Annotated in this window: 21 protein-coding genes; 5 read left to right on the top strand and 16 right to left on the bottom strand. The window is 51.0% G+C overall.

Going from position 1 to position 23,437, the window contains the following annotated elements; genetic code table 11:
- Positions 1–61: 61 nt before the first annotated feature.
- From BM159_RS02155 to BM159_RS02105, 11 genes are all read right to left on the bottom strand, one after another.
- Positions 62–682: a hypothetical protein gene (locus tag BM159_RS02155; protein WP_093912625.1), complete on the bottom strand. Its 621-nt coding sequence runs from the start codon at positions 680–682 to the stop codon at positions 62–64.
- Between the two features lie 24 nt (positions 683–706).
- Positions 707–1,597, bottom strand: a complete 891-nt coding sequence (gene xerD / locus BM159_RS02150) for a site-specific tyrosine recombinase XerD (protein ID WP_342745741.1) — start codon at positions 1,595–1,597, stop codon at positions 707–709.
- 171 nt (positions 1,598–1,768) lie between these two features.
- On the bottom strand, positions 1,769–2,032 hold the full coding sequence (hfq, locus tag BM159_RS02145) for an RNA chaperone Hfq (protein WP_281243262.1): 264 nt from the start codon (positions 2,030–2,032) through the stop codon (positions 1,769–1,771).
- Between the two features lie 53 nt (positions 2,033–2,085).
- Entirely contained in the window at positions 2,086–3,018 is a 933-nt protein-coding gene (gene miaA / locus BM159_RS02140) for a tRNA (adenosine(37)-N6)-dimethylallyltransferase MiaA (RefSeq protein WP_093912623.1), read from the bottom strand.
- Between the two features lie 16 nt (positions 3,019–3,034).
- A complete protein-coding gene (locus BM159_RS02135; RefSeq protein ID WP_093912622.1) occupies positions 3,035–3,826 on the bottom strand; it encodes a class I SAM-dependent methyltransferase in 792 nt (263 codons plus the stop codon).
- Between the two features lie 14 nt (positions 3,827–3,840).
- Positions 3,841–5,898: a DNA mismatch repair endonuclease MutL gene (gene mutL, locus BM159_RS02130; protein ID WP_093912621.1), complete on the bottom strand. Its 2,058-nt coding sequence runs from the start codon at positions 5,896–5,898 to the stop codon at positions 3,841–3,843.
- Positions 5,895–8,513, bottom strand: a complete 2,619-nt coding sequence (gene mutS / locus BM159_RS02125) for a DNA mismatch repair protein MutS (RefSeq protein WP_093912841.1) — start codon at positions 8,511–8,513, stop codon at positions 5,895–5,897. Before mutS ends, mutL begins: the two co-directional genes overlap by 4 nt.
- A 65-nt stretch (positions 8,514–8,578) precedes the next feature.
- The gene (gene miaB / locus BM159_RS02120) at positions 8,579–10,033 is read right to left on the bottom strand and encodes a tRNA (N6-isopentenyl adenosine(37)-C2)-methylthiotransferase MiaB (RefSeq protein ID WP_093912620.1); all 1,455 of its coding nucleotides are present in this window, start codon (positions 10,031–10,033) and stop codon (positions 8,579–8,581) included.
- Positions 10,030–10,950 (bottom strand): SufB/SufD family protein, encoded by a 921-nt coding sequence (locus BM159_RS02115; protein WP_093912619.1) that lies wholly within the window; start codon positions 10,948–10,950, stop codon positions 10,030–10,032. The genes miaB and BM159_RS02115 overlap by 4 nt, the downstream gene beginning before the upstream one ends.
- On the bottom strand, positions 10,943–11,689 hold the full coding sequence (locus BM159_RS02110) for an ABC transporter ATP-binding protein (RefSeq protein ID WP_093912618.1): 747 nt from the start codon (positions 11,687–11,689) through the stop codon (positions 10,943–10,945). The genes BM159_RS02115 and BM159_RS02110 overlap by 8 nt, the downstream gene beginning before the upstream one ends.
- Positions 11,690–11,763: 74 nt before the next feature.
- Complete coding sequence (locus BM159_RS02105; protein WP_093912617.1) at positions 11,764–12,024, bottom strand: TIGR03905 family TSCPD domain-containing protein; 261 nt, start codon at positions 12,022–12,024, stop codon at positions 11,764–11,766.
- A gap of 340 nt (positions 12,025–12,364) precedes the next feature.
- Here BM159_RS02105 and BM159_RS02100 point away from each other — a divergent pair, with 340 nt between their 5' ends.
- Positions 12,365–13,195, top strand: coding sequence for an undecaprenyl-diphosphate phosphatase (locus BM159_RS02100; RefSeq protein ID WP_093912616.1), 831 nt, complete (start codon positions 12,365–12,367; stop codon positions 13,193–13,195).
- Between the two features lie 257 nt (positions 13,196–13,452).
- On the opposite strand, the gene BM159_RS02095 is transcribed toward BM159_RS02100, so the two are convergent.
- Both BM159_RS02095 and BM159_RS02090 read right to left on the bottom strand, forming a co-directional pair.
- On the bottom strand, positions 13,453–14,922 hold the full coding sequence (locus BM159_RS02095; protein WP_093912615.1) for a bifunctional metallophosphatase/5'-nucleotidase: 1,470 nt from the start codon (positions 14,920–14,922) through the stop codon (positions 13,453–13,455).
- A gap of 21 nt (positions 14,923–14,943) precedes the next feature.
- On the bottom strand, positions 14,944–15,654 hold the full coding sequence (locus BM159_RS02090; RefSeq protein ID WP_093912614.1) for a metallophosphoesterase family protein: 711 nt from the start codon (positions 15,652–15,654) through the stop codon (positions 14,944–14,946).
- 268 nt (positions 15,655–15,922) lie between these two features.
- On the opposite strand from BM159_RS02090, the gene BM159_RS02085 reads away from it, so the two are divergent.
- The 4 genes from BM159_RS02085 (at position 15,923) to thiD (ending at position 20,243) form a co-directional block, all read left to right on the top strand.
- Entirely contained in the window at positions 15,923–16,831 is a 909-nt protein-coding gene (locus tag BM159_RS02085; protein ID WP_093912613.1) for a hypothetical protein, read from the top strand.
- A 208-nt stretch (positions 16,832–17,039) separates the two neighbouring features.
- On the top strand, positions 17,040–17,552 hold the full coding sequence (locus BM159_RS02080; protein ID WP_177205859.1) for a C-GCAxxG-C-C family protein: 513 nt from the start codon (positions 17,040–17,042) through the stop codon (positions 17,550–17,552).
- 170 nt (positions 17,553–17,722) lie between these two features.
- The gene (locus BM159_RS02075; protein WP_093912611.1) at positions 17,723–19,420 is read left to right on the top strand and encodes an FAD-dependent oxidoreductase; all 1,698 of its coding nucleotides are present in this window, start codon (positions 17,723–17,725) and stop codon (positions 19,418–19,420) included.
- Between the two features lie 25 nt (positions 19,421–19,445).
- Entirely contained in the window at positions 19,446–20,243 is a 798-nt protein-coding gene (gene thiD / locus BM159_RS02070) for a bifunctional hydroxymethylpyrimidine kinase/phosphomethylpyrimidine kinase (protein WP_093912610.1), read from the top strand.
- A 132-nt stretch (positions 20,244–20,375) separates the two neighbouring features.
- On the opposite strand, the gene BM159_RS02065 is transcribed toward thiD, so the two are convergent.
- The 3 genes from BM159_RS02065 to BM159_RS02055 all read right to left on the bottom strand — a co-directional run bounded on the left by BM159_RS02065 (position 20,376) and on the right by BM159_RS02055 (position 23,364).
- The gene (locus BM159_RS02065) at positions 20,376–21,419 is read right to left on the bottom strand and encodes an AbrB family transcriptional regulator (protein ID WP_093912609.1); all 1,044 of its coding nucleotides are present in this window, start codon (positions 21,417–21,419) and stop codon (positions 20,376–20,378) included.
- 72 nt (positions 21,420–21,491) lie between these two features.
- Positions 21,492–21,983, bottom strand: a complete 492-nt coding sequence (locus tag BM159_RS02060) for a YcxB family protein (protein WP_093912608.1) — start codon at positions 21,981–21,983, stop codon at positions 21,492–21,494.
- Between the two features lie 175 nt (positions 21,984–22,158).
- Positions 22,159–23,364, bottom strand: coding sequence for a dicarboxylate/amino acid:cation symporter (locus BM159_RS02055; RefSeq protein WP_093912607.1), 1,206 nt, complete (start codon positions 23,362–23,364; stop codon positions 22,159–22,161).
- Positions 23,365–23,437 lie beyond the last annotated feature (73 nt).

Below are 23,437 nucleotides of genomic sequence, written 5' to 3'. Positions count from 1 at the left end.
GTTAAGTTCTATCAACAACTGTTATGGCGTATACACAGTAATTTTGTGCTATTATCTGTCTTTAGCTTTTTGTTTTCTCCTTTTCACCATCAGAGTGTTTGTTTTCTTTGGGAATCTTTGGAATATCCCTGTCGCGGTTGGTCAGGTTGCCGTGATGAAAAAAGAAAACCGTATCCGTTTTAAATTTCCGTTCCGTGTTTTTACCGGATTTTACCGCAATGCCAAGGTTCAGACGCCAGGCATCCATGCCGTGCCACTCGGATTCTTCCCCGCTGATAAAAATCACATCCGTAGTCTGCAGACGTTCCTGCACCCAGCGGGAGGCGCCCTCCAGTTCTGTAGTAACGGGAACGCCAACGGCAACTTCCCTTTCCGTCCAGAGAACATCGGCCCCGGTAGATTCCAGCTGGTCGTGATGCTGTCTGCGTTCGGTATCCCGCAGCTGCCAGTTCTCGCGTTTCAGGAGAAGCACATCGTCTACAGTCTTGTGGGCCATTTTAGATTCTTCCATTAAATCAAAAGACTTAACGGATGTATCCGACAGGTCTTTCGGTTTTTCCTGGATGCGGGACCCGTAGAGGGCTCCGGCAGCTCCCGCTATTAAAAACAATATTAAAATAAACAGAATAAAGATTCCCACGCCGCCGCTTTTGCTTTCCTGGGAATTATCGTTATCCCGCATAAATGCTCCTCATTTCCTGTTTAACTATTTTCTCGGGTGCGCTTTTTCATAAACCGCGCGCAGCCGCTTGTTCGTAAGGTGTGTATATATCTGTGTCGTTGATATGTCGGCGTGTCCCAGCATTTCCTGGACGCTTCGCAGGTCAGCTCCATTATCCAGCAGATGTGTGGCAAAAGAATGACGGAGCACATGGGGGGAAATCGCTTTGGTTATCCCTGCCTGCCTCCCGTATTGCTTTATGATCTCCCAGACGCGCTGCCGGGTCAGACCCTGTCCTCCCAAACCCAAAAATAAAGTTTCCGGGTCTGTTTCATTCTCCATCAGAAACGTGCTTCTTGCTTCACTTATATACCGTTGCAGGTATTCGGCTGCCACACTGCCCAAAGGCACAATGCGTTCCTTGGAACCTTTGCCGAAAGCAATCACGTAACGCATGGACAGATTGACGCTGGCAGTTTTCACGGTGACAAGTTCCGAGACCCGCATCCCTGTGGCATATAGCATTTCCAGCATCGTCCGGTCCCGTAGACCTTCCGCTGAAGAAAGATCGGGAGCTTCCAGCAGTGCTTTTACTTCCGCCTCCGTTAACACTTTCGGAAGGTGCACGCCTTTGGTACCGGCTTCTACTGCCTCTGCCGGGTCAGTCTGCAGATAATTCTCCGTAATCATAAACCTGTAGAATGCCTTTATGGCTGCAAGCTTACGTGCAATGGTCGAAGCCGCCCTGCCCTGCAGTTTGAGTTTGGTGATGTAACCGATAATCTGGGAACGTTGCACATCCGCCAGTTTGTCTTCGGAAATCGAAAGCGCCTTGCAGAAAATCCTCAGGTCCCGCTCATAAGAAAGCCGGGTATTATCCGAAAGGCCAAGTTCCACCTGCAGATATTCCATAAATAACGCAAGATAATCCACGATGACTTAGCTCCCTCCCGGTATTTCGTTATTAACGCTGGACAGCAGACGCAATAAATAATTTCCTGTCCGGTTTTTTATTCAGCCCGGCAGGAATGGGCCCTGTTTCTTCATGATACTTCCTCAAAAAAGAAAAACAACGCCTGCGCGCTGTTCTTCTTTCTCACAGCAACATTACTCTTTCTTCTCAGCTTTTTCTGGCTGCATGATGGTAATGTTGGCTGCCGGGGAAATCGTGGAAACCGCATGCTTGTACACCAGCTGCTGTTTCCCGTCATTTTCAATGATAACGGTAAAATTATCAAACCCGCGAACCTGTCCCCGGATTTGGAAACCGTTAACCAGATAAATCACAACGGGCAGGTTTTCCTTGCGCACATGATTCAGAAAGCTGTCCTGCAGGTTCATCAGATTTTTGCTGTTAGCTGTATTTGTCATGGTATTAATCTCCTTATATCCATCATTATTATACGTCAGTTAATAAATAGATTTTACATCCTTTTGATTTTTTTCTCAAGTATATCTGCCATATCTGCTACAATTTTTTCATAGTTCAGGCTTCTGTCAACCGTAAACCAATGAATGTACGGCATCTTTTTGTACCAGGTGATCTGCCGTTTCGCAAAATGGCGGGTCCCTTTTTTTATATTATCAACCGCTGTGGCAAAATCGCACTGACCTGTCAGATACTCCGCCATCTGCCGGTATCCAAGGCTTTTCATGGAAAGGCAGCCCGTGGAAACGCCAGCTTTCAGCAGAGTCCGGACCTCTTCTTCCAGACCTGCTTCCAGCATCCGGTCAACACGTTGGTTGATTCTTTCATACAGAAAATCCCGTTCCATGGAAAGTCCGAAAACCGTGGCATCGTATTTCAGTTCATGCTGCTTTTCCTGAGAGACACTGTCCCCGGACAAAGCAGTCTCCAGCGCGCGGACCACCCGGCGGATATCATTGGGGTGCAGCCGGGCCGCTGCGGCAGGATCTTCCCTGTGCAGCCAGTCAAACAACTTAGTACTTCCCTGCTCCTGCGCATAGGTTTCCAGACGGTGACGCAGCTCAGGGTTTTCTTCCACGCTGCTGAACCGGTAATCCTCCAGCAGCGCCTTGATGTAAAGGCCTGTGCCACCCACCAGGATGGGAAGGTTTCCCCGCCGTGTAATCTGATGGATCAGTTCTGTTGCCTGCTGCTGGAAGTCCGCCACGCTGTAGGAAGCGTCAGGAGTCAGGATATTCACCAGATGATGCGGCACCGTATTCAGTTCTTCTTCAGAAGGTTTTGCCGTTCCGATATTCATCTGCCGGTAAACCAGCATACTGTCGCCGGAAATGATTTCCCCGCAGAACCGCCGGGCCAGCTCAATACCGCAATAGCTTTTGCCGGTAGCCGTCGGCCCCAGGATCACCACTAAAGTTTCTTTTGGCAAGGTTGGTACCCTCTCTTCACTGTCTCTTCCGTATTCCAAACCGGACAGCGCTGTACTTCGTTCCCACAAACTCTGTACAGCCGTACTCCTGTAATATATCCACGCTGCGCTCTTTGATCACGACACGGGGCGCAACATGAAGCGCCAGCTCCACCATTTCCAAGGTTAACGGTTCCGAAAATGCCAGCGGACGCAGGGGCACCATCTCCGATGATTTCCTTACAGGCTGACGGAACATGGGATCAAAATACACTGCGTCAAAACTGTTTTCCGGCAGCGTTTTCAAAAATGCGGAAGCCTCTGCATGGATGATTTCAATGCGTTGCAGGTCCTGCACAAGTTCCGCTAATTTGCTTTTATATAACATAATGCCCCGGCTGGAAAGAAACCACAAAGGCAGCGAAGCTTCCAGCCCGACAACCTTTCCGGTTTCTCCTACCGCGTGGGAAGCCAGCAACGCATCCGCCGCCAGTCCCACGGTACAGTCCAGCACACGCTGGCCCGGAGAAAGATCCATAGCGGTTAGAAAATTGTCATTTTCCTTACGCTGCACGACACGCTGCCAGCGCACCTTGCCCAGCCCCGGATGATATAGCATCATGCCTTCCCGTGAATAAAGCTGGGGGCCGTTTTTGCCGGCGATCAGCAACGCATCGAGACGATGGTCCGAAAGCATCGCATCCAGGGAGCCGTTATCATAGCGTTCTACATAAGGGACCTGTAACTGCCGCGCCCAGGTTTTCGCCTGTTCTATCAGTTCCCGATTATCATTTTTGTTGCTGGTTACCGCAAATCTGATTTCTTGCAAAATAATCCCCGCATTTATTTATCATAAGGAACATCATTTTTTCCCGGCAGATCAAAACCGGTACGTTTAAACAGTTTGTATAATTCGTCGCTGCTTACGGCGATCATACAGGGACGCCCATGGGGACAGGTAAAGGGATGGGTCGTATTACACAGGTCGACGATCAGCTGACGCATCTGACGCATATTCAACACTTCCCCCGCTTTGATGGCAGCCCGGCAGGCTGTCATGTGCAGTACGTCCTGCCGCAGTTCACTGGCTTCCGGCGTGCGGTGCTCCCTCAGATACTGCGCGATTTCGCGGATAAAATCTTCCGCGTCTTCATTTCTGATATCGCTGGGCAGACTGGCAATCCGCACAGAATTCTCCCCGGCCGTGGTAATGTCCACTCCTAATTTGTAGAACGCATCATGATGCTGCTCCAACAGCTCAACATCTTCCGGCTGCAGCGTGACATACAACGGAATCAGCAGCTGCTGGGCCGGAATATCGTTATGGGTCAGCACCAGACGGTCATATAAGATACGCTCATGGGCCGCGTGCTGATCAATTAAATACAGCGTATCTTCTGACTGGGCGATGATAAATGTTTTATCCACCTGCCCGATGGGCCAGATGGTTTCCAGCGTATCCTGTCCTGCAAGCTGCATCGACACAGAATTCTCAGCCTGCAACGGCGCCTGATCGTGCATGAGCTGACGTGTCTCGCCTAAACTGTACACCGCTTCTTTCGGCGACTCTTCACCGTATGCTTTGTCAGGTCGCTTCCATATTTCATGACGGGGACGGGAAAAAGAGGCTCCGCCTTGCCGATGATTCCCGGAAGGCGTTTCCCTGTTTTCGTAATTACCGTAACGATTTATGTCTTCTCCGAAATCCCGGTTCAGATGGCCCTGCCGTCCCGCATCCGTCATGTCGCCGAACATGGTCTGCTGACTGGCCGTTTCATTGGCGCCGGCAACGTTTCCCTGTACCGGTATGGAATCATTTCCTTTTTCCGCCCGCTCCAGCACCGCTGCCAAAGCCTGCCGGTTCTGTTCCTGCAAACTTTTTTCCTGTTCCGCATGCATCGGTTTTGTCAGCGCATCGGTCAGGGCGCGGAAGACTGCTTTATAAATGGCGCTTTCGTCGCTGAACTTGATTTCACTTTTCTGGGGATGCACATTCACGTCGATGGCAGCCGGGTCAACCTGGATATCCAGTACGGCAAAGGCAAACCCCCGCTTGGGAATCTGGGACTGATAGGCATGTTCGATAGCCTTGCTGATCATCAGATTGCTGATGCTGCGTCCGTTTACCAGAATGGTCTGCCAGCCCCGGGTACCTTTCAGCAGCGTGGGCTTGCCGATAAATCCCTGCACCAGAATGCCGGCAAACACACCGTCCAGCTTTACCGGCAGCAGATCGTCCGAAACTTTTTTCCCGTACAGCGCGGTAATCGTGTCTTTCAGATTACCCAGTCCGGGAGTCACCAGCACTTCTTTATCGTTGCTGGTCAGTTTGAACCGCACGTCCGGCCGGGCCAGGGCGATGCGTGTCAGCATTTCCGTAATATACCGGCCTTCGGTGGATACCGTTTTCAAAAACTTGCGGCGGGCCGGTACGTTATAGAATAAATCTTTAACGATGACCGTTGTTCCCGCGGGTCCGCCGGTCTGAATGCATTCTGCCTCTTCACCGCCATTTACTTTGATAGAAGTGGCCAGTTCTTCCTGCTGCGGTCTGGTCAGCAGTTCAAACCGGGACACCGACGCGATGCTGGGCAGCGCTTCTCCCCGGAACCCCAAAGTGTGGAGGCTGCGCAGGTCGTCCACTTCCCGGATCTTGCTGGTTGCGTGACGCTGTAAGGCCATGCGGGCGTTCTGCTCCGTCATGCCGCAGCCGTTATCGGCTACCCGGATATATTCCGTACCGCCTTCAAAAATCGTCACTTCTATGCTGTCCGCCCCGGCGTCCAACGCGTTCTCCACCAGTTCCTTTACCACCGATGCAGGTTTTTCCACCACCTCGCCGGCCGCAATCTGGTTCGAAGTATTGGTATCCAGTAACCGGACTTCCCTTTCCTGAATCATACTACACCGCTTTCCTTTTTCGCTTCCTGCTGCAGTTTATATAACTCGTTCAATGCTTCAATGGGTGTCATGCTCATTACGTCCAGCTGAAGCAGTTCCGACTGCAGGGCGCTTGTAAACAGGGAACCCATGCCCAGATCGGCAGGTTCTTCTTTTACAGAACCTTGCGCGACGCCGTCACTGTTGCAGGCTGCAGTTCCGTCGCAGATAAAACCTTTGTTCCGATCGTACTCTTCCAAAATTTCGTCTGCCCGCTCAATGACTTTTTTGGGCAGTCCGGCCAGCCGGGCCACGTGCACACCATAGCTCCGGTCTGTGCCACCCCGGATGATGCGCCGCAGGAAGACGATATCGTTGCCCCGTTCCTTAATGGCAACAGAATAGTTTTTAATCCCTTCCAGCACGTCTTCCATGGTGATCAGTTCGTGGTAATGCGTGGCAAACAACGTCTTCGCTTTAATCTTTGTCTGAATGTATTCCATTACCGCCCGGGCGATGGACATGCCGTCGTACGTGCTGGTGCCCCGGCCCACTTCGTCCAGGATGATCAGGGAATTCTTCGTGGCGTATTTTAAAATCTGGGCCACTTCGTTCATTTCCACCATAAATGTGCTCTGCCCGGTAGCCAGGTCATCGCTGGCCCCTACCCGGGTAAAGATGCGGTCCACTGCGCAGATATCCGCGCTCCGGGCCGGAATAAAACTGCCCATCTGGGTCATCAGTACCAGGAGGGCAACCTGCCGCATGTAGGTAGATTTACCCGCCATGTTGGGTCCTGTGATGATTACCATCCGTTCGTCGGCGGAATTCAAAGTTACATTGTTCGGTACAAAGATTTCCTTGTCCAGCAGCCGTTCCACTACGGGATGACGACCGTCCAGGATCCGGATCTCCCCCCGGTTGTTCAGTTCCGGCCGGTGATAATCATATTTAAACGCCGCCATGGCTAACGCGGCCAGCACGTCCAGACGGGCCAGCGCATGGGCCGTGTCCTGGATCTCCGGAATATCTTTCCGGATTTCATCCCGGATCTTATTAAACAGATAATATTCCAGGGATTCGATCTTTTCCTTGGCGCTTAAAATCTTGTTTTCAAAATCTTTCAGTTCCGGAACGATATAGCGCTCCGCATTGACCAGAGTCTGCTTCCGTACAAATTCCGGCGGCACGGCGGACGTTTGCCCCTTGCTGACCTCGATGTAATACCCGAACACTTTATTGAAGCCGACTTTTAAGGTTTTTATGCCGGTTGACTCTTTGATCTTCTGTTCAAAATTCGCCATCCACTGGGAATTATTCCGGGCAATGTCGTGGAGTTCGTCCAGTTCCAGATCGTAACCGTCTTTGATCATACCGCCTTCCCGTACGGTAAAAGGCGGTTCATCCACAATGGCCGCTTCCAGGGTATCATGGATTTCCCGGTGCATGTGGATACTGGCTGATAATTTTTGCAGCAACCCGGATTTCGCACCCTGCAGTTTTTCTTTCAACGCCGGCAGTGCAGCCAGAGAAGCCCGCAGGCTCACCAGGTCCCGGGCATTGGCGCTGCCTACTTCCAGACGGGAAAGTATGCGTTCCAAATCAAAAACTTCTTTTAAACTTTCCTGCAGGCTGGCCCGGAGGGAGGGATTCAGTACCAGTTCTTCCACCGCGTCCTGCCGTTCCCGAATCTTTACAATATCCAGAAGCGGACACTCGATCCAGTTTTTCAGACAGCGGGAGCCCATGGAAGTTCCCGTAAAATCCAAAATATCCAGCAGCGTGCCCCGCTTGCCGCCGTCACGCATGTTCTTAATCAGTTCCAGATTCCGGATGGCCGTGGCGTCCAGATTCATGAACTGTTCCGTGGTAATCCGTTCCAGCCGGTTGATCTGGGACAGATCCGTCATCATAGTCTCATGGAGATAGGCCAGCAGGTTCTGCACCGTGGACCGGACCAGAGGATCTAACTCAAGCGGACCGAAGTGCAGTTTGACATAATCTTCCGGCTCTTTAGCCGCTTCATAAAACGAATAGAGACAGTCGGTCAGTTTTGATTTCAGCCAGTTTTCCAGCGCGTCCCACTGGTCTATACCGCTTTTCAGCACAATCTCCGAGGGCTGCAGCCGGAAGAGCTGTTCTTCCACAGAGATCAGCCGCTCGCTGCCATTGGCCGTGTACCAGCGGCATTCCCCGGTGGAAACATCCGCCAGGGCCATACACAGTACGCCGTCGTCTTCCTGCAGATACACCAGATACCGGTTGCCGGACTCTTCCAGCAACGCCTCATTTAAAGCGGTACCGGGAGTGATCACCCGGATGACTTCCCGTTTGACCAGGCCCTTGGCCAGCTTGGGGTCTTCCATCTGTTCGCAGATGGCAACGCGAAAGCCTTTTTTGATCAACTTCGCAATATAAGGTTCCACCGAGTGATAAGGCACGCCGCACATGGGGATGCGTTCTTCCAGACCGCCGTTGCGGCCTGTCAGCGTCAGTCCCAGTTCCCTTGAGGCAGTTTTGGCGTCCTCAAAAAACAGTTCATAAAAATCGCCGCTGCGATAAAACAGCAATTCATCCCGGTATTGATTTTTGAAATCGAGATACTGCTGCATCATCGGCGTTAATTCATTGGCCATAGTTCCTCCCGGAAATGCTTCCGTGTTTCCTGCAATCATGTATTAAGCCATGGTATTTCCTGAAATCAATTAATTCTGGATCCTTTCACCAGCCAAGTCTGGGCGTTTTCAATTTTAATCTGCACCAGCTGTCCGGGACGAATGGGAAGGCTGCTTCCCTCTTCTGTATGTATAGCTTCTTCGCTGCCATCAGCATTTTTAACTGCATAGTTCTGCTGCCACAGCACCAGTTTGTTGCCCCGGGTACGGCCGCTCCAGGTCTCCGGATGTTTTTCCGTAGGACCTTCCGCCATCACTTCTACCGTCTGCCCCACCAAATTCCGGTTGATGCACAGGGACTGCCTGTTCTGCACATCCATCAGTTTCTGCAGCCGGGCATGCTTCACGTCATCCGGAATCTGATCCTGCATCCGTGCCGCCGAAGTGCCGCTTCGTTTGGAATAAATAAAGGTAAAAGCGGAATCAAAACCCACCTCTTCCACCAGACTGCAGGTCTCGGCAAAATCTTCATCCGTTTCGCCGGGAAACCCTACAATGATATCTGTGGTAATGGCAGCCTGAGGTATGTATTTACGTATCGTCTTTACCAGTTCAAGAAACCGTTCCCGTGTGTAACCCCGGTTCATGGTTTTTAAGATCCGGCTGCTGCCGCTCTGGAGCGCCACGTGGAAATGCTCGCACAGATGCGTCCCATGCGCTACTGTCCGGATCACTTCTTCCGACATATCCCGGGGATGGCTGGTCATAAAATGGACCCGCTCCACGCCGGGAACCTGATCTACCGCTTTCAGCAACGCGGCAAACGGTTCCGCCTTTAGGGCTTCGGTAAAACCTTCTCCCACTGCGCTGCTGACGGACAGCAGTTTTTCTTCTTCATGGTTCCGCAAAAAATCCTTGCCGTAGGAATCCACATTCTGCCCCAGCAGGGTGATCTCCTTATAACCGGACGCCACAGCGGAACGCACTTCTTCCAGAATATTTTCAATGCTGCGGCTCCGTTCCCTGCCCCGTACGTACGGCACGATACAGTACGTACAGAAATTATTACAGCCGTACATGATGGGGATCCAGGCGCTGAAGCCGCTCTCCCGCACGCGCTGTCCTTCAAACTCACTGCTCTGTACTTCCAGACTGGTGAACACGCCTTTTTTGCGTTCTTCCAGATAATCCTGCAAAATCTGTTTGAAAGAATTTACATACGAAGTACCTAACAGCAGATCAATCTGGGGATATTTTTTCACCAGCGCCGCGCCATCCTTTTGGGCCATGCACCCTGCCACACAGATAATCTGTCCCGGATGTTGGGCCTTCACACGTTTCAGTTCACCGATTTTTCCCAGAATCTTAAGTTCCGCGCTTTCCCGGATGCAGCAGGTATTCACCAGGATCACGTCGGCCCGGACTAACTCTTCCGTGCGCGCGTAACCCAGTTCCTCCAGCTGCCCGGCGTAATGTTCCGCGTCGCTTTCGTTCATCTGGCATCCGTAATTTAAAATGGAATAATATTTTTCTTTTCTCATTTCAAAAATCCGTTGATAATCTGTTCTTCCGCCTGTTCCTGGGTAAGTCCCAGGGTCATCAGCTTGATGATCTGTTCCCCGGCTATCTTGCCGATAGCCGCTTCATGTACCAGCGCCGCGTCCACATTGTTGGCATCCAGCTGGGGAATCGCCAGCACCCGGGCCTTGTCCATGATGATGGCGTCGCACTCTGTGTGCCCTTTGCAGGCCGCGTTGCCGGTAATGCGGGAAGAAAACTCCTGGAAAGATTCTTCCCTTGCTACGGAACGGGACACCACATCCGCCGCCGCGCCGTCTCCGTTCAGATAGGTTTCATAAATGCTTTTGGCTTTCTGGTTCCCATGGGTCATGAGCCGTTCCCTGACCACCAGGGACGCATTAGCTGCCAGGGCAGCCTTCGTGGTGCGGACCGTGGAATCCACGCCCTTGATCTGCACCATTTCCATTTCCATGGAACTGCCTTCTTCCAGATAGGCTTCCGTCACCGGGTTCAGGATGCGTTTGCCCCGGCCGTCCCCCTCGCCGTAATGCTTTTCCACATATTTTACTTTGCTGTTTTTACCTACAAAGAAGCGGTGCACACCGTCATGCTCGGAATCCTGCACGCCGCAGTTATGGATGCCGCAGCCTGCCACGATGACTACATCGCAGTCCTCGCCGATATAAAAATCGTTATAAACCGTTTCTTTCAGTCCGCTGTCACTGAGCACGACAGGAATATGCACGCTTTCCTTTTTCGTACCCGGTTTGATGCGGATATCGATGCCGCTCACATCCGCCTTGGAAACAATGTCAATATTAGCCGTCGTGTTCCGCGCCGCCAGCTTGCTGTTGGCCCGGATATTATAGGCGCCGGTAGGTACTGTATGGAGATCCGCAATCTCCGCCAGGAGTCGTTTCTGAATTGCATCAATCACAGTTCGCACCTCCCCGTTTCAGGCAGCCGCATACGCCGACCGCGTCACTTGTCCCCAACAGTTCCGGAAGAATTTCTTCCCGGGGACCGTGCTTGGTTACCTGTCCGTTGGCCAGCACTACGATCTCATCGGCTATCTGCAGGATCCGTTCCTGATGGGAGATAATCAGGATGGAACGGGTATTGGCCGTGCGCATCCGTTCAAACACACTGATCAGATTCTGGAAGCTCCACAGGTCGATGCCCGCTTCCGGCTCGTCGAAAATAGCCAGCTGGGTTCCCCGGGCCAGGACGGTAGCGATTTCAATCCGCTTTAACTCTCCGCCGGAAAGGGAGGCGTTCACTTCCCGGTTGATGTAATCCCGGGCGCACAGTCCCACTTCCGATAAAAACTCACAGCAGGCGCTGACGGTCAGCTGCTTGCCTGCCGCAATACGCAGCAGATCCAGTACCGTGATTCCTTTGAACCGGGCGGGCTGCTGGAAGGCAAAGCTGATGCCCAGGTTGGCACGCTCCGTAATACTTTTACCTGTAATGTCCTCACCGTTAAATATGATCCTGCCTTCTGTCGGCGTTTCAATGCCGGCGATGAGCTTTGCCATGGTGGACTTGCCGCCGCCATTGGGACCTGTCACGACAACAAACTTCCCGTCGTCAATGTTCAGATCCAGATGCCGGATGATCTCTTTCTCTTTACTGTCATCCTGCACATTAAAACTGATGTCTTTTAACTCAAGCATGGTTCCTCTCCAAATTTACTATCTGTTGTTCACTGAATACACGATTTGTTCTTTCTGTTGATGCAGAACTCAATTTATGCGTCAGCCTGCAGCGCTGCTTCTACAGCGATTGCCAGCTGGTCGGCACAGGAAGTGCCCCGTCCGGCACAGTCGTTGCCCCGCAGCAGCGCGGCTATGCTCTTCGCGTCAGCGCCTTCCACCAGTTTTCCGATGGCCAGCAGATTTCCCGGGCAGCCGCCTGTAAATTTTACATCGTGAAGTTTACCCGCTTCGTCTAATGCGAAGGTAATTTTACGGGAGCAGACTCCCTGGGGTGTATACGAATAGTTTTTCATTACCTGACTCCTCTTTTCACTTTACCATTTATTATCTCTGGTATTTCTTATATTATATCATGAACCGAAAGATACGGTTAGCAAATCCGTCCATTTAAACTCAATATAATAATATATACCAAATTACTAGGAATTGCAATATCCTTTTCCCCTGCTATTTAAAACTTTTTGTGAAACATTTTAAAGAAATCAGATTGATTTCCCGTTTCCTAACAATCAAAATAACAAACCTTTGCTTTACACGGTTTATGCCTTTTCCAAAAAAAATAAAAACGGTATAGCTATTTTTGCAATATGTGGTAAAATAGGAAAGTATTAAATTGCGTAAGGAGATTTTATCTTGCTTGAAATACTGAAAGCCGTATTGTTCGGCATCATCGAAGGCGTCACCGAGTGGCTGCCCATATCCTCTACCGGTCACATGATCTTATTGGACGAATTCATCCATCTGGGCGTCAGCGCCGAGTTTTATAAACTCTTTGAAGTGGTCATCCAGCTGGGCGCGATCCTGGCCGTTATCCTGTTGTACTTTGAAAAGATCTGGCCGCTGAAACGGAAGGACGGTTCCCTTACCCTGGACCTGCCTACCCTGAATCTCTGGGGGAAGATTATCGCCGCCTGCCTGCCGGCCGCTGTCATCGGCATCCTGTTCGATGACTGGATGGAAGAACATTTCTTTACCCCGGAAGTGGTGGCCATTACCCTGATTCTCTATGGCATACTGTTTATCCTTATTGAATCCCGCAACATCGGTTCCGGAAAAGTGAAACGTGTCGAGGATATTTCATATAAGAAAGCCATCCAGGTAGGCATCTTCCAGCTGCTGTCCCTGGTTCCCGGAACCTCCCGTTCCGGTTCCACCATCATCGGCGGCCTGCTGATCGGGCTGGAGCGCAGCGTAGCGGCGGAATTTACCTTTTATCTGGCTATCCCCGTCATGATCGGCGCTTCCCTGCTGAAACTGATCAAATACATCCTGCGGATGGGCTTTGTATTTAATGGCAGCGAGCTCCTGATCCTTGCTGTGGGATGCGTCGTAGCTTTTATCGTCAGCATCATCGTGATCCGGTTCCTGATGAGCTACATCAAAAAACACAATTTTATCGTGTTCGGTTACTATCGCATCATTTTAGGTATTCTGGTGCTGGGATATTTCTGGTTTTTAAAATAACCCTTTTATAGTATTTCTTAATAAAATAACAGCGGTGGTAAAGTATCTGCAAAACATCGGAAGCGTTTGCGTAGTTTCATGAGACGAAATGAGCCGGCCGTGGCGAGACTGTCTGAGGGCGAAGCCCGAGTTTCGGAGCCACAGGCGAATGAGTCCATGAAACAGCAAACACAGACGGTTTTGCGAATACTTTACCGCCGCTGTATTTACTTTTAAGAAAGTAGTGAACAAATGGGTTTAAAAAGAAAATATCCCGCTTACTCTTCAATCACCAGCCGTTGTTCTTCCGGCGCCGTCAGGTGCGGATGGGATGAAAAATACTCTTCCAAAAGACCCAGGCTCCGCGTGGCGACAACCTTCGGCATGCCGTTCCGGGTAATCTCCGATTCGGAAATATCGAGCCCGGTCTGAAGATTTTTAAAATGGAACTGGTGCATGCCTACCCGCAGCGGTTCCTCTTCGCCAATCTCCCGGTCATGCATGGTTAAACTGGTGACTTTTTTCAACGTTTTATTATAGACGACCCGCAGTCCTTCAGAAAATTGATAAAACTCCGTGTGGGCATTCGGGTCAAAGGCTTCGTCCCGCAGCATGTATTCCATCATATGGCGGAACTGACGTCCTGTCACAACGTACCGGTACACTTCTTCATCAAAGGGTTCCATTTCCTGTAAATCCTGCAGGGTCATGACCGGTCCAAGGTATTGGCCGCGGAGGCTGCCGGAAGCATGCAGCATGATATCCAGTCCCAGGGATTCCTTAAAGGCATCAGCAAAGATTTTACCCACCGGGGTCTCCCGGTTGCGGGCAGGATGGGCATACCGTTCCGGGAAGCGGGTCAGGATCCGGTTGTATTTGGTTTCCGTAATCTGCTTGTATTTACCGATAATATTTTTAAGTTCTTCATCCTCCGGGCAATACTCCGGCGTGATGGGAATCAGCTGCCAGGTGTAACTGTCAATCGTGTTACGGTCGGTATCTACCATAATATCGAAACGTCCAATCTGGTCCGTGCCGGACGCTGCCTGTACAATGGGGATACCGTTTACTTCAACAGGCTTTGCCAGCAGTGTATGACTGTGTCCCCCGATAATCAGGTCCACGCCCCAGCGGGGATCCAGTAAAGCAGCCAGCTGCTGGTCCGCTTCAATGCCGATATGGGTCAGCAGCACCGTAAAATCAATATCTTCCGTCCGATAGGCGTCGCAGATGCGCCCCACTTCCGTCGCGGCTTCATGGATGTCCACCAGAGTGCCGATCAGTTCTTCCAGTTTGGTCTTCTGCAACACTTCTTCTGTCAGAATGCCTATAAACAACACCTTCATACCTCCGGTCTCCAGGATCCGGTGGGAACGGAACAGGCGCCTGCCATTTGACTTCAGGTACATATTGGCGTTGATGATAGGAAAATTGGCGCATTTTTCCAGAAACAGAAGATGGGCCAGCCCGTAATCCACTTCGTGGTTGCCGATGGTCACCACATCCGGAGCCAGCAGGTTCATGATCTCAATGGTGGATACTCCCTTAAACTCCGAATCGATCAGGGAGCCCTGGAACATATCCCCGGCTACGGCATAGATCACGTTTTCTTCTTCCCGGCGAACCTTATTGACGTACCCGGAGAGCATGGACACGCCGCCTACCAGTTTATCGTCCACGTTTTCTACCAGAAAATCGCCGTGCAGATCATTTGAATGCAGTAAAGTGAGTTTCTTCAAATGCTTCATCGTATCCCTTTCTGTCTTTCTCTATGCCTGCCAGACATATTTTGTAATCACATCGATACAGGAAAGGCGTCCGCCTTCCAGATAGGACCCCGTATCGCAGAGGATAATATGATTATCCCGGATCACAGGGTACATATCCCAGGTGATGCCTTTAAACATATATTGCAGATTCTGGATCGGTGAATGCCCCACCACGATGGTTTCTTTGCCATGATAACCTGTATAGAACTTTTCCCGGATCCAGATCAGGTTCTTTTCCTCCTGCTGTTCCAGAGGTACATCCGGATCCACACCGGCATGACAGAAATAATAATCGCCGGCGCGGTAGTATAAGGGCAGGTTCCGGGCATAGTCCAGCCGGTTCTGCAGGGCTTTGCCTCCCAGTTTCTGCAGCTGGGGAAGCGTCTTGTCCCCGCCGTAGGTGAGCCACTGACTGGTCCGGTTCAGCAGACGGATGTCAAGTTCATCCTTTGCTTTTGCCAGCGCATCGAAATAATCCAGCATCTCCCGCTCGTGATTGCCCATCAGGTAGATAACGGACTCAGGATGCTGTTTCTGCAGATGCATCACATAATCGAAGCACTGCAGTGATTCCGGCCCCCTGTCAATCAGGTCTCCCAGAAAAACCAGGATGTCCTGGGCCGGATCGAATTTGATGCGGCGCATCAGTTTTTTTAATTTTTCATACTGCCCGTGCACATCTCCCACGGCCATGACGCGGCTTCCAATCATAGTAACCTCTTTTGTATTGACTTTTGCGGAAATCCGGCTGCTTTATTACAAGCGCGCGACACATTCCGCCGGTGTTTTTCTGTTGTGTTTCTGATACAATATTATTAAACATATTTTAACACATATTTTACCCGATTTTCTTTTTTTAGTAAATTGTCATAGTTTTGTCAAAAATAATGATTATACTATCTCCAGAATAAAAAAGTCTGTTGTTTTTTATGTTCGTATCTTTAAATGCAATCACGAAGATCAGACGGAGGTAACGCCCATGAAAAACTGGAAAATAACCGCAACCGGACTTCTGGCTGTTTCCATCCTGGCAGCAGGTCTTGCCTGCCCCATCCCTGCCGGCGCGGCAGCCGTAAATCAAAAACTGACAGTGAATACGGAATATAAAGAGGGAGCCGTGGTTCCTGCTTCCCAGACGGAAGCCGTGCGTCTGGCTGCCAGAGAAAAAGCCTTGTCACAGTATTACATCACCAGCGGCAGAAAGCTGGAAAAAGCTGTCGCTATGCTGGAAGGCCTGTCGCCGCAAAAGACCGGCCTGGATGCAAGCAAACCCTATTTTTACCGTATGGACAAAAGCCTGTCAGGCAATTATTTCCAGCATGTAAAAGCGTTTACCCCGGATATGGAAACGCTGGCAGGCGAATACTTTATCGCGAAGGATAACAGCTGTGTATTCCGCCGTTTCCCGGAAAACGGGAACTTCGAAATGCTGGAAGGTTCTACGGAAAAACTGCTGAAAAAAGTAGAAATTTACCGCGCCAGCGGAATCATCCCGTTAAAAGGAAACGGAAAGGTTCTGGTACGTGTGCCCGGCAACCTGCCCTACGATCTTACCCTGACCAGCCTTACGGAAAACATAGCCACAATCACCGAGGAAAACGGCCAGCTGATCATTAACGGCAATGCCCGCGGATACGCGGATGTTCTGGCTGAAGTGGAAATCGGCGGCTACGTGAAAACGGAAAAACTCCGGTTTGCCGTTATGGACAGCCAGGATATCGCCGCTTATGAAGCCCAGCGCGTATATGTCCCTGTATATGTCGGCTGGGACTGGGGCTGGGGATGGGGCTGGGACCGCCCGCACCATCACCCGGGGCCCCCGCCACGGGGACCACGTCCCGGCGGCGGACCCAGACCGGGCGGCGGCCATCATGGACCAAGGAAATAAAGACAAATGAATTAAACCGAATCTTACAGTTAAGGAACCACCCCGGTGGTTCCTTTCTTTTTAAGAATTTTTTTAACTTATTTATAATCTTTCTACATGTAACCGATTATATGATATAATACTCATGAAAGACAGATTAGAGAATGCAGAACAAAGCAGAAAAAACTGTCAGGATATAAAAATATTATCTCAGAGGAGGATAATCATCATGGAAGAAAAGAAGATCTACACCGAAGAAGAGATTGAACAGCTGGCTGAAAAAGCTTCCCAGAATGCCATGGAACATTTCAAACACGGTCTGAACTGCGGCGAATGCGTACTGCAGGGTTTCCTGGACCTGGGGATCAGCGAATATCCCCCTGAAATCATTGCCCTGGTGTCCGGCATGGGCGGCGGCATGGGCTTTACCAAACACACCTGCGGCGCGGTGAACGCCGGCATGGTTGTTATCGGCAGCAAACAGGGCCGCAAAAATCCTTATGCAAAAGAAACTTTTGCGGAACGGGTTGACGAACTGCATCATGACGAAACCGGCATCTATCCCCGCCATGCCGTTTATGTGAAAAATGTAATCACGGAATACGGCACCATCGAATGCCGGGACCTGTGCTTCCCCTTTGATGAATCCACTAAAGAAGGCATGAAAGAACGGGCCCGCAACTGCAAGAAGATCATCGGCTTCTGCGCGAAAGAAGCAACAAAAGCTGCATTGAAGAAATAAGATTGTATTGATGTAATATTATTTTGCTGCAGTCACCGGTATCAGCCTTGCACTGATACCGGTTTTTAAACAAATGAGTGGTTGTATCTTGCAACATTTACGAAAGAACAGGTTTCATACCTCGTGAATTTCATGAACACCGTAATGAACGGACAGAAGGAGGAAGTGTTTTGAGCAAACGAATCTTAGTGGTCGGCGGCGTAGCCGGAGGCGCTTCGGCGGCAGCCCGCGCCCGCCGTCTGGATGAACACGCGGAAATCATTGTGTTGGAACGGGGGCCCCATGTTTCCTTTTCCAACTGCGCCCTGCCCTATTTCTTAAGCCGTACCGTAGCGGACAGCGCAGATCTTGTAATGATGGATCCTGCCCAGTTCAAAAAGAAATATAACATCGAAGTGCGTACGGAAAACGAAGTCATTGCCATTAATCGGGAAGAAAAGACCGTAACGGTAAAGAACCTCCCGGACGGTAAAGAGTATACGGAAACATACGATGCCCTGATCCTCTCCCCCGGCGGCGAACCCATCCTTCCCGGCGCCATCGAAGGCATACGGAATGAGAATGTCTTCGGCATCCGCAATGTGGTGGACATCGCAAAGCTGGACGCTTACATCCGCGACCGCAAAGCGGAGGATATTGCTGTCGTAGGCGGCGGTTTTATCGGCTGCGAGATTGCGGAAAACCTGGTGCATGCCGGCTACAAAGTCACCCTGATCGAGGCCATGGACCAGGTCATGACACCGTTTGATTATGACATGGCCCAGATTCTGCACAAAGAGATGCTGGACAATGGTATGACCCTGATTTTAAAAGATGGGGTGAAAAAGATCGGCAGTAATGCTATCGAACTCTCCAGCGGCAGACAGGTAAAGGCCGACGCTGTAGTGATGGCCGTGGGTATCCGTCCGGAAACCACCCTGGCGAAAAACGCCGGACTGGCCATCGGTGAAACCGGCGGCATCAAAGTCAACGCCAACTTCCAGACCAGCGACCCTTCCATTTATGCTGTAGGCGACGCCATCGAAGTATTCAGCCGCCTCACCCGCAAACCCATGCGCCTGGCCCTGGCCTGGCCCGCCCAGATGGAAGCACGGGCCGCGGCGGATCATATTTACGGGATCCGCAATCAGCAGAAAGGGTTTATCGGTTCTTCTGTCATCCGTATCTTCTCTTTGCTGGCTGCCAGCACCGGCCTGAACGAAAAAGCGGCGAAAGCAGCGGGCATTCCCTGTGAAATTGCTTATGTGATCCCTTCCGATAAAGTGAGTCTTATGCCGGATGCCCACCCCATCCATGTGAAGCTGGTCTTTGAAACGCCAACAGGACGTCTCCTGGGAGCCCAGGCCATCGGCAAGGGTGAAGCGGACCGCCGCATCGATGTGATTGCCGCCCTGATTTCCATGGACGGCACGCTGGAAGACCTGAAGAATATGGAACTCTGCTACGCCCCGGTGGTCAGCACAGCCAAAGACGCGGTGAACATGGCCGCGCTGGTGGGACTGAACCTGCTTCATGGCGTGTACCGTCAGGTTCCCCTGACCAAGGTACGGGAACTGGTGGAAAGCAACGCCTGCATCGTCGACGTGCGGGAACCGGGTGAATACAACGCCGGTCACCTGCTGAACGCAATCAATATTCCCTTAAGCCAGCTGCGGCAGCGTATGGACGAGATTCCCAAAGACAGGCCTGTCTACCTCCACTGCCGGTCCAGCCAGCGGAGTTACAATGCCATCATGGCCCTGCAGCACTGCGGCTTTGATAACCTGTACAACATCGCGGGTTCTTATCTGGCCATCTGCCTGTATGAATATCCGCAGGATGTACTGTTTAACCGGAAAAAGATTGTAACAGAATACAATTTTAAATAATATTTTAATGAGGGGAGATTTTACCATGTTTAAAGCAATGACCATCGCCGGGTCGGATACCAGCGGCGGCGCCGGTATGGAGGCTGATCTGAAAACCTTTCAGGAGCTGGGCGTGTACGGGATGACCGCCCTCACCTGCATCGTAGCCCAAAATCCCAACGCGGACTGGGCCCACGAGATTTATCCTATTGAAACCGCTGTCATCGAAAAACAGCTGGTCACAATCCTGCAGGGCATCGGCTGCGACGCCATGAAGACCGGTATGCTGGGCAGCGCCGATCTGGTAGAGCTGATTGCCGCCACCATCGACAAATATGAATTGAAAAATATAGTCATCGACCCGGTCATGGTCTGCAAAGGCATCGATACCATCATGGTGCCGGAAGCTGCGGCAGCGATTAAAGAACTGCTGGTAAAGCGGGCGCTGGTCATGACGCCTAACCTGCTGGAAGCCGCCTACCTGGCAGATATGCCTGCCATAACTAACGTTGATGAAATGAAACAGGCAGCCGCTGTAATCCATGAGAAAGGCTGCAAAAATGTAATTATGAAAGCCGGCGACCGCCTGCCCGGAAACGATGCGGTAGAACTGGTCTATGACGGCAAAACCTTTACGGAAAAACGTCATCCGAAGGTTCCCAACTCCTATAACCATGGAGCAGGCTGCACCTTCTCTGCTGCCGTCACCGCCTGCCTGGCAAAAGGCATGGCTATCACAGAGGCCCTGGAAACGGCTGAAAACTTTATCTACGCCGCCCTCCGGGGTTCTTTCCGGATGAACCAGTGGTCAGGCGCCCTGAAACACTGCGCCTGGAGAGAATAGTTTTATTGTTTGTTTTCAGTTCTTACGCTTTCAAGAGTAGTTCAGGTTTCCTAAAAGCTTAATAAACAAAAAACGCAACGTTCACTGCTGATTCTTACATCTACAGAACGTTGCGTTTTTTTAATGGGTTCCCTACCCTTTATAATTCTCATCAAAATACCTGTTTAAACAAAACGGAACCGTCAGGTTCATCATCAGGAGGCGCACAATCTGGTACGTCAGTATAATGGACACATCGGCCCCCATGCTCATGCCGGCAAGGCACATCTCCGTCATACCGCCGGGAGCCATGGCCAGAAACGCTGTCACAATGGGGATTCCGTAATAGCGTATCAGTATTTCCGCCACTGCAATGCTTCCGCCGATAATCAGAAGGGTCCCAATGATGGCATAAGGCAGCAGCACCCTTGTCCTGTAAAGCCGTTCCTTGTCCAGCATGCACCCCATGTACAGGCCAATGTTCATCTGAGCCAGGTTCATGAGGATGGGCGGCGGCTTTTGCAGATGTACGTTACAAATAATGGAAAAAGCCGCCGTGGCTATAATCGGACCAATCAAAGCCGCCGTAGGAACTTTCAGCTTTTTGGCAGCCACAAAGCCGAACCCGGCCACAGGAATCAGAATCAGCCAGGTTAGTCCCGTATTATCCCCCACAGGCGCCAGCAGCCCCTGAGGAACTACTGTAGCACCCAGAAGGTGGATCACCAGAAAAGGAACGGAGATAACTACCCCGAACAGACGGATGGTTTGCTGCATAACGACTACATTGGCATCCACCCGGGGATCTTCGTCCGCCAGCAGCATCATCTGGTTCAGCCCGCCGGGCAGCATGCCCATAATGCAGCTCAGCAGATTGGCAAAGGTATGTTTATATGTGAACCAGGCCACCAGCAGCGATATGCCAATGGCCACAAAGGAAGCCCCAAAGACACCCAAAACATGCTGGGACATCTGAACCAGTGTTTCATGGGTAAAGCTCCGGCCGATGCCATAACCGGCAGCCAGCAGTCCCAGATTGCGCCACAACAGAGGCCAGCGCATATCCGTCCAGATGAAGAATTTCAATACCGAGGCGGAAATGATTCCGCTCAGCATGAACGGGATAGGAATCCGGAAATGGAATAACAGCAGCCCCAACAGGAATGATATTACCAGGGCTGTCAACCGTTTTTTCATCTTCCATCCCCTCTTTTTCTGATAAAAACACCCTCTGTCATATTTGCCGACAGAGGGTGTTGCTCTTAACTCTTACAGCTTATATTGTGCCTTAATCTTACCGATGAACTTTATCAGTTCCGGTTTGCAGTTGGCTTTTTCCACAATGGCGCCCTGTTTGTCGTTCAGCATCAGGTAAAAATTGGTAGGCGTTTCATAAATGTGGCGCAACTGTACGTACTTATAGGCAGAACGGCCCATCTTGTTCACCTCTTCATAATGATCCAGATAGAACGTCATATTGCTGGGCGTACCTTCCAGACGGCTCTTGCCAAATTCTTTTTCCGCCTGTTTGCGTACATTATGGGGAATTATATATAAGAAGACCGCAAAGCCCACCGCTACCATGGCTGCTGCCGCAATATACCAGGCATTGTACAGGCAGATGGCAATGATCACCGCAATAATAGCCGCAATAATATACTGCGCTTTTCTGAACTTGCTGTCGTGCTTCTGAATCTCGAGATTCATCTTGCCGAATTCCGCCGCACTGTATGTTGTATTTGTTTTATAAATAATACGCATGGATACTTCTCTCTCCTTATTCCTTTAAAGTTGGTTGCTCATTTTTGTATTGTACCACATCCAACGTAAAATGCAAATATATAAAACAGTAAAATTTTAGGGCGGCGTTTTTTAGGCGCCGCCCCATTCATTTATTATAAATTATGATTCTATGATTCAGAATGATTGACCGCAATTACGCCGCGTTTTTCCGTTCGCTCTTATCTACTACGCAGCAGACAGCGCCGTCACCGGTGATATTAACGCAGGTACGGAACATATCCAGCACACGGTCGATACCGGCAACCAGGGCCAGGCCTTCCATAGGCAGCTGAACTGCCTGCAGCACCATAGCCAGCATGATGAGGCCTGCGCCGGGAACGCCGGCGGTACCGATGGAAGCCAGGGTACCGGTGAAGACGATCATGATCATATCGGAAGAAGTCAGGTTCACGCCGAAAGCGTTAGCCACGAACAGAGAGCAAACGCCCATGTACAGCGCCGTGCCGTCCATGTTGATGGTGCAGCCCAGCGGCAGTACGAAAGAAGTCACTTCACGGGACAGCCCCAGTTTTTCCTGGCAGTTCTTCATGTTAACGGGCAGAGCCGCCGCGGAGGAACAGGTGGTGAAAGCCAGCATCATGGCTTCGGACATGCCGCGGAAGAACTTCACCGGGTTCACGCCGCCCATTGTAGAAGCCAGCGTGGAATAAACAAGGATGCACTGCAGGGCACAGCCGATGGCAACAGCCAGAATTACGCTTAACAGCGGGAGCAGCACCTTGGGGCCGTTTTTGCAGACAACCGGCAGCAACAGCGCAAACACGCCGATGGGAGCGAACTTCATAACCATGGCGATGATCTTGTAGCATACTTCCGCGCCCGCATCATATAAATCCATCAGGAAACGGGAACGCTTTTCATCCAACTGAGTGATGCCGATACCTACAAGCAACGCAAAAACGATGACAGGCAGAATCTGGCCTTTAGCCATGGCGTCAATCGGGTTGGTAGGCACCATGTTCACCAGAACCTGCATAAAGGTCGGCGCTTCTTTCACCTTAGGCGCAACCTTTCCGGCAATATCCAGGCCTACGCCGGGTTGGATGATGCCGGCCACGGCAAAACCGAGAACAATGGCCACGGCGGTGGTAATCAGATACAGGCAGATGGTCTTGGCGCTGATACGGCCCAGCTTTTTGCTGTCGCCGCCCAGGCTGGTGACGCCTACGATCAGCGAGCAGGTTACGACAGGCACGATCATCATCTTGATGAAGTTGATGAAGATAGTACCAACAGGCGCAATCCATTTGTTAACAAACGGCAGCCCGTCCGGCCCGAGAGCCAGGCCTGCGCATACAGACAACACTAACGCGATTAAAATTTGGACAGAAAGATTCATACGTTTACCCCTCATTTCTTTTAAATTTAAAGGTATTTTACCACTTTTACGAAAACTAATCTATATTTCAGGG

This window comes from Succiniclasticum ruminis DSM 9236 (assembly GCF_900112895.1).
Lineage (GTDB): Bacteria > Bacillota > Negativicutes > Acidaminococcales > Acidaminococcaceae > Succiniclasticum > Succiniclasticum ruminis.
The sequence above is the reverse complement of the archived record's forward strand: the minus strand, read 5'-3'. Positions and strand labels throughout refer to the sequence as shown.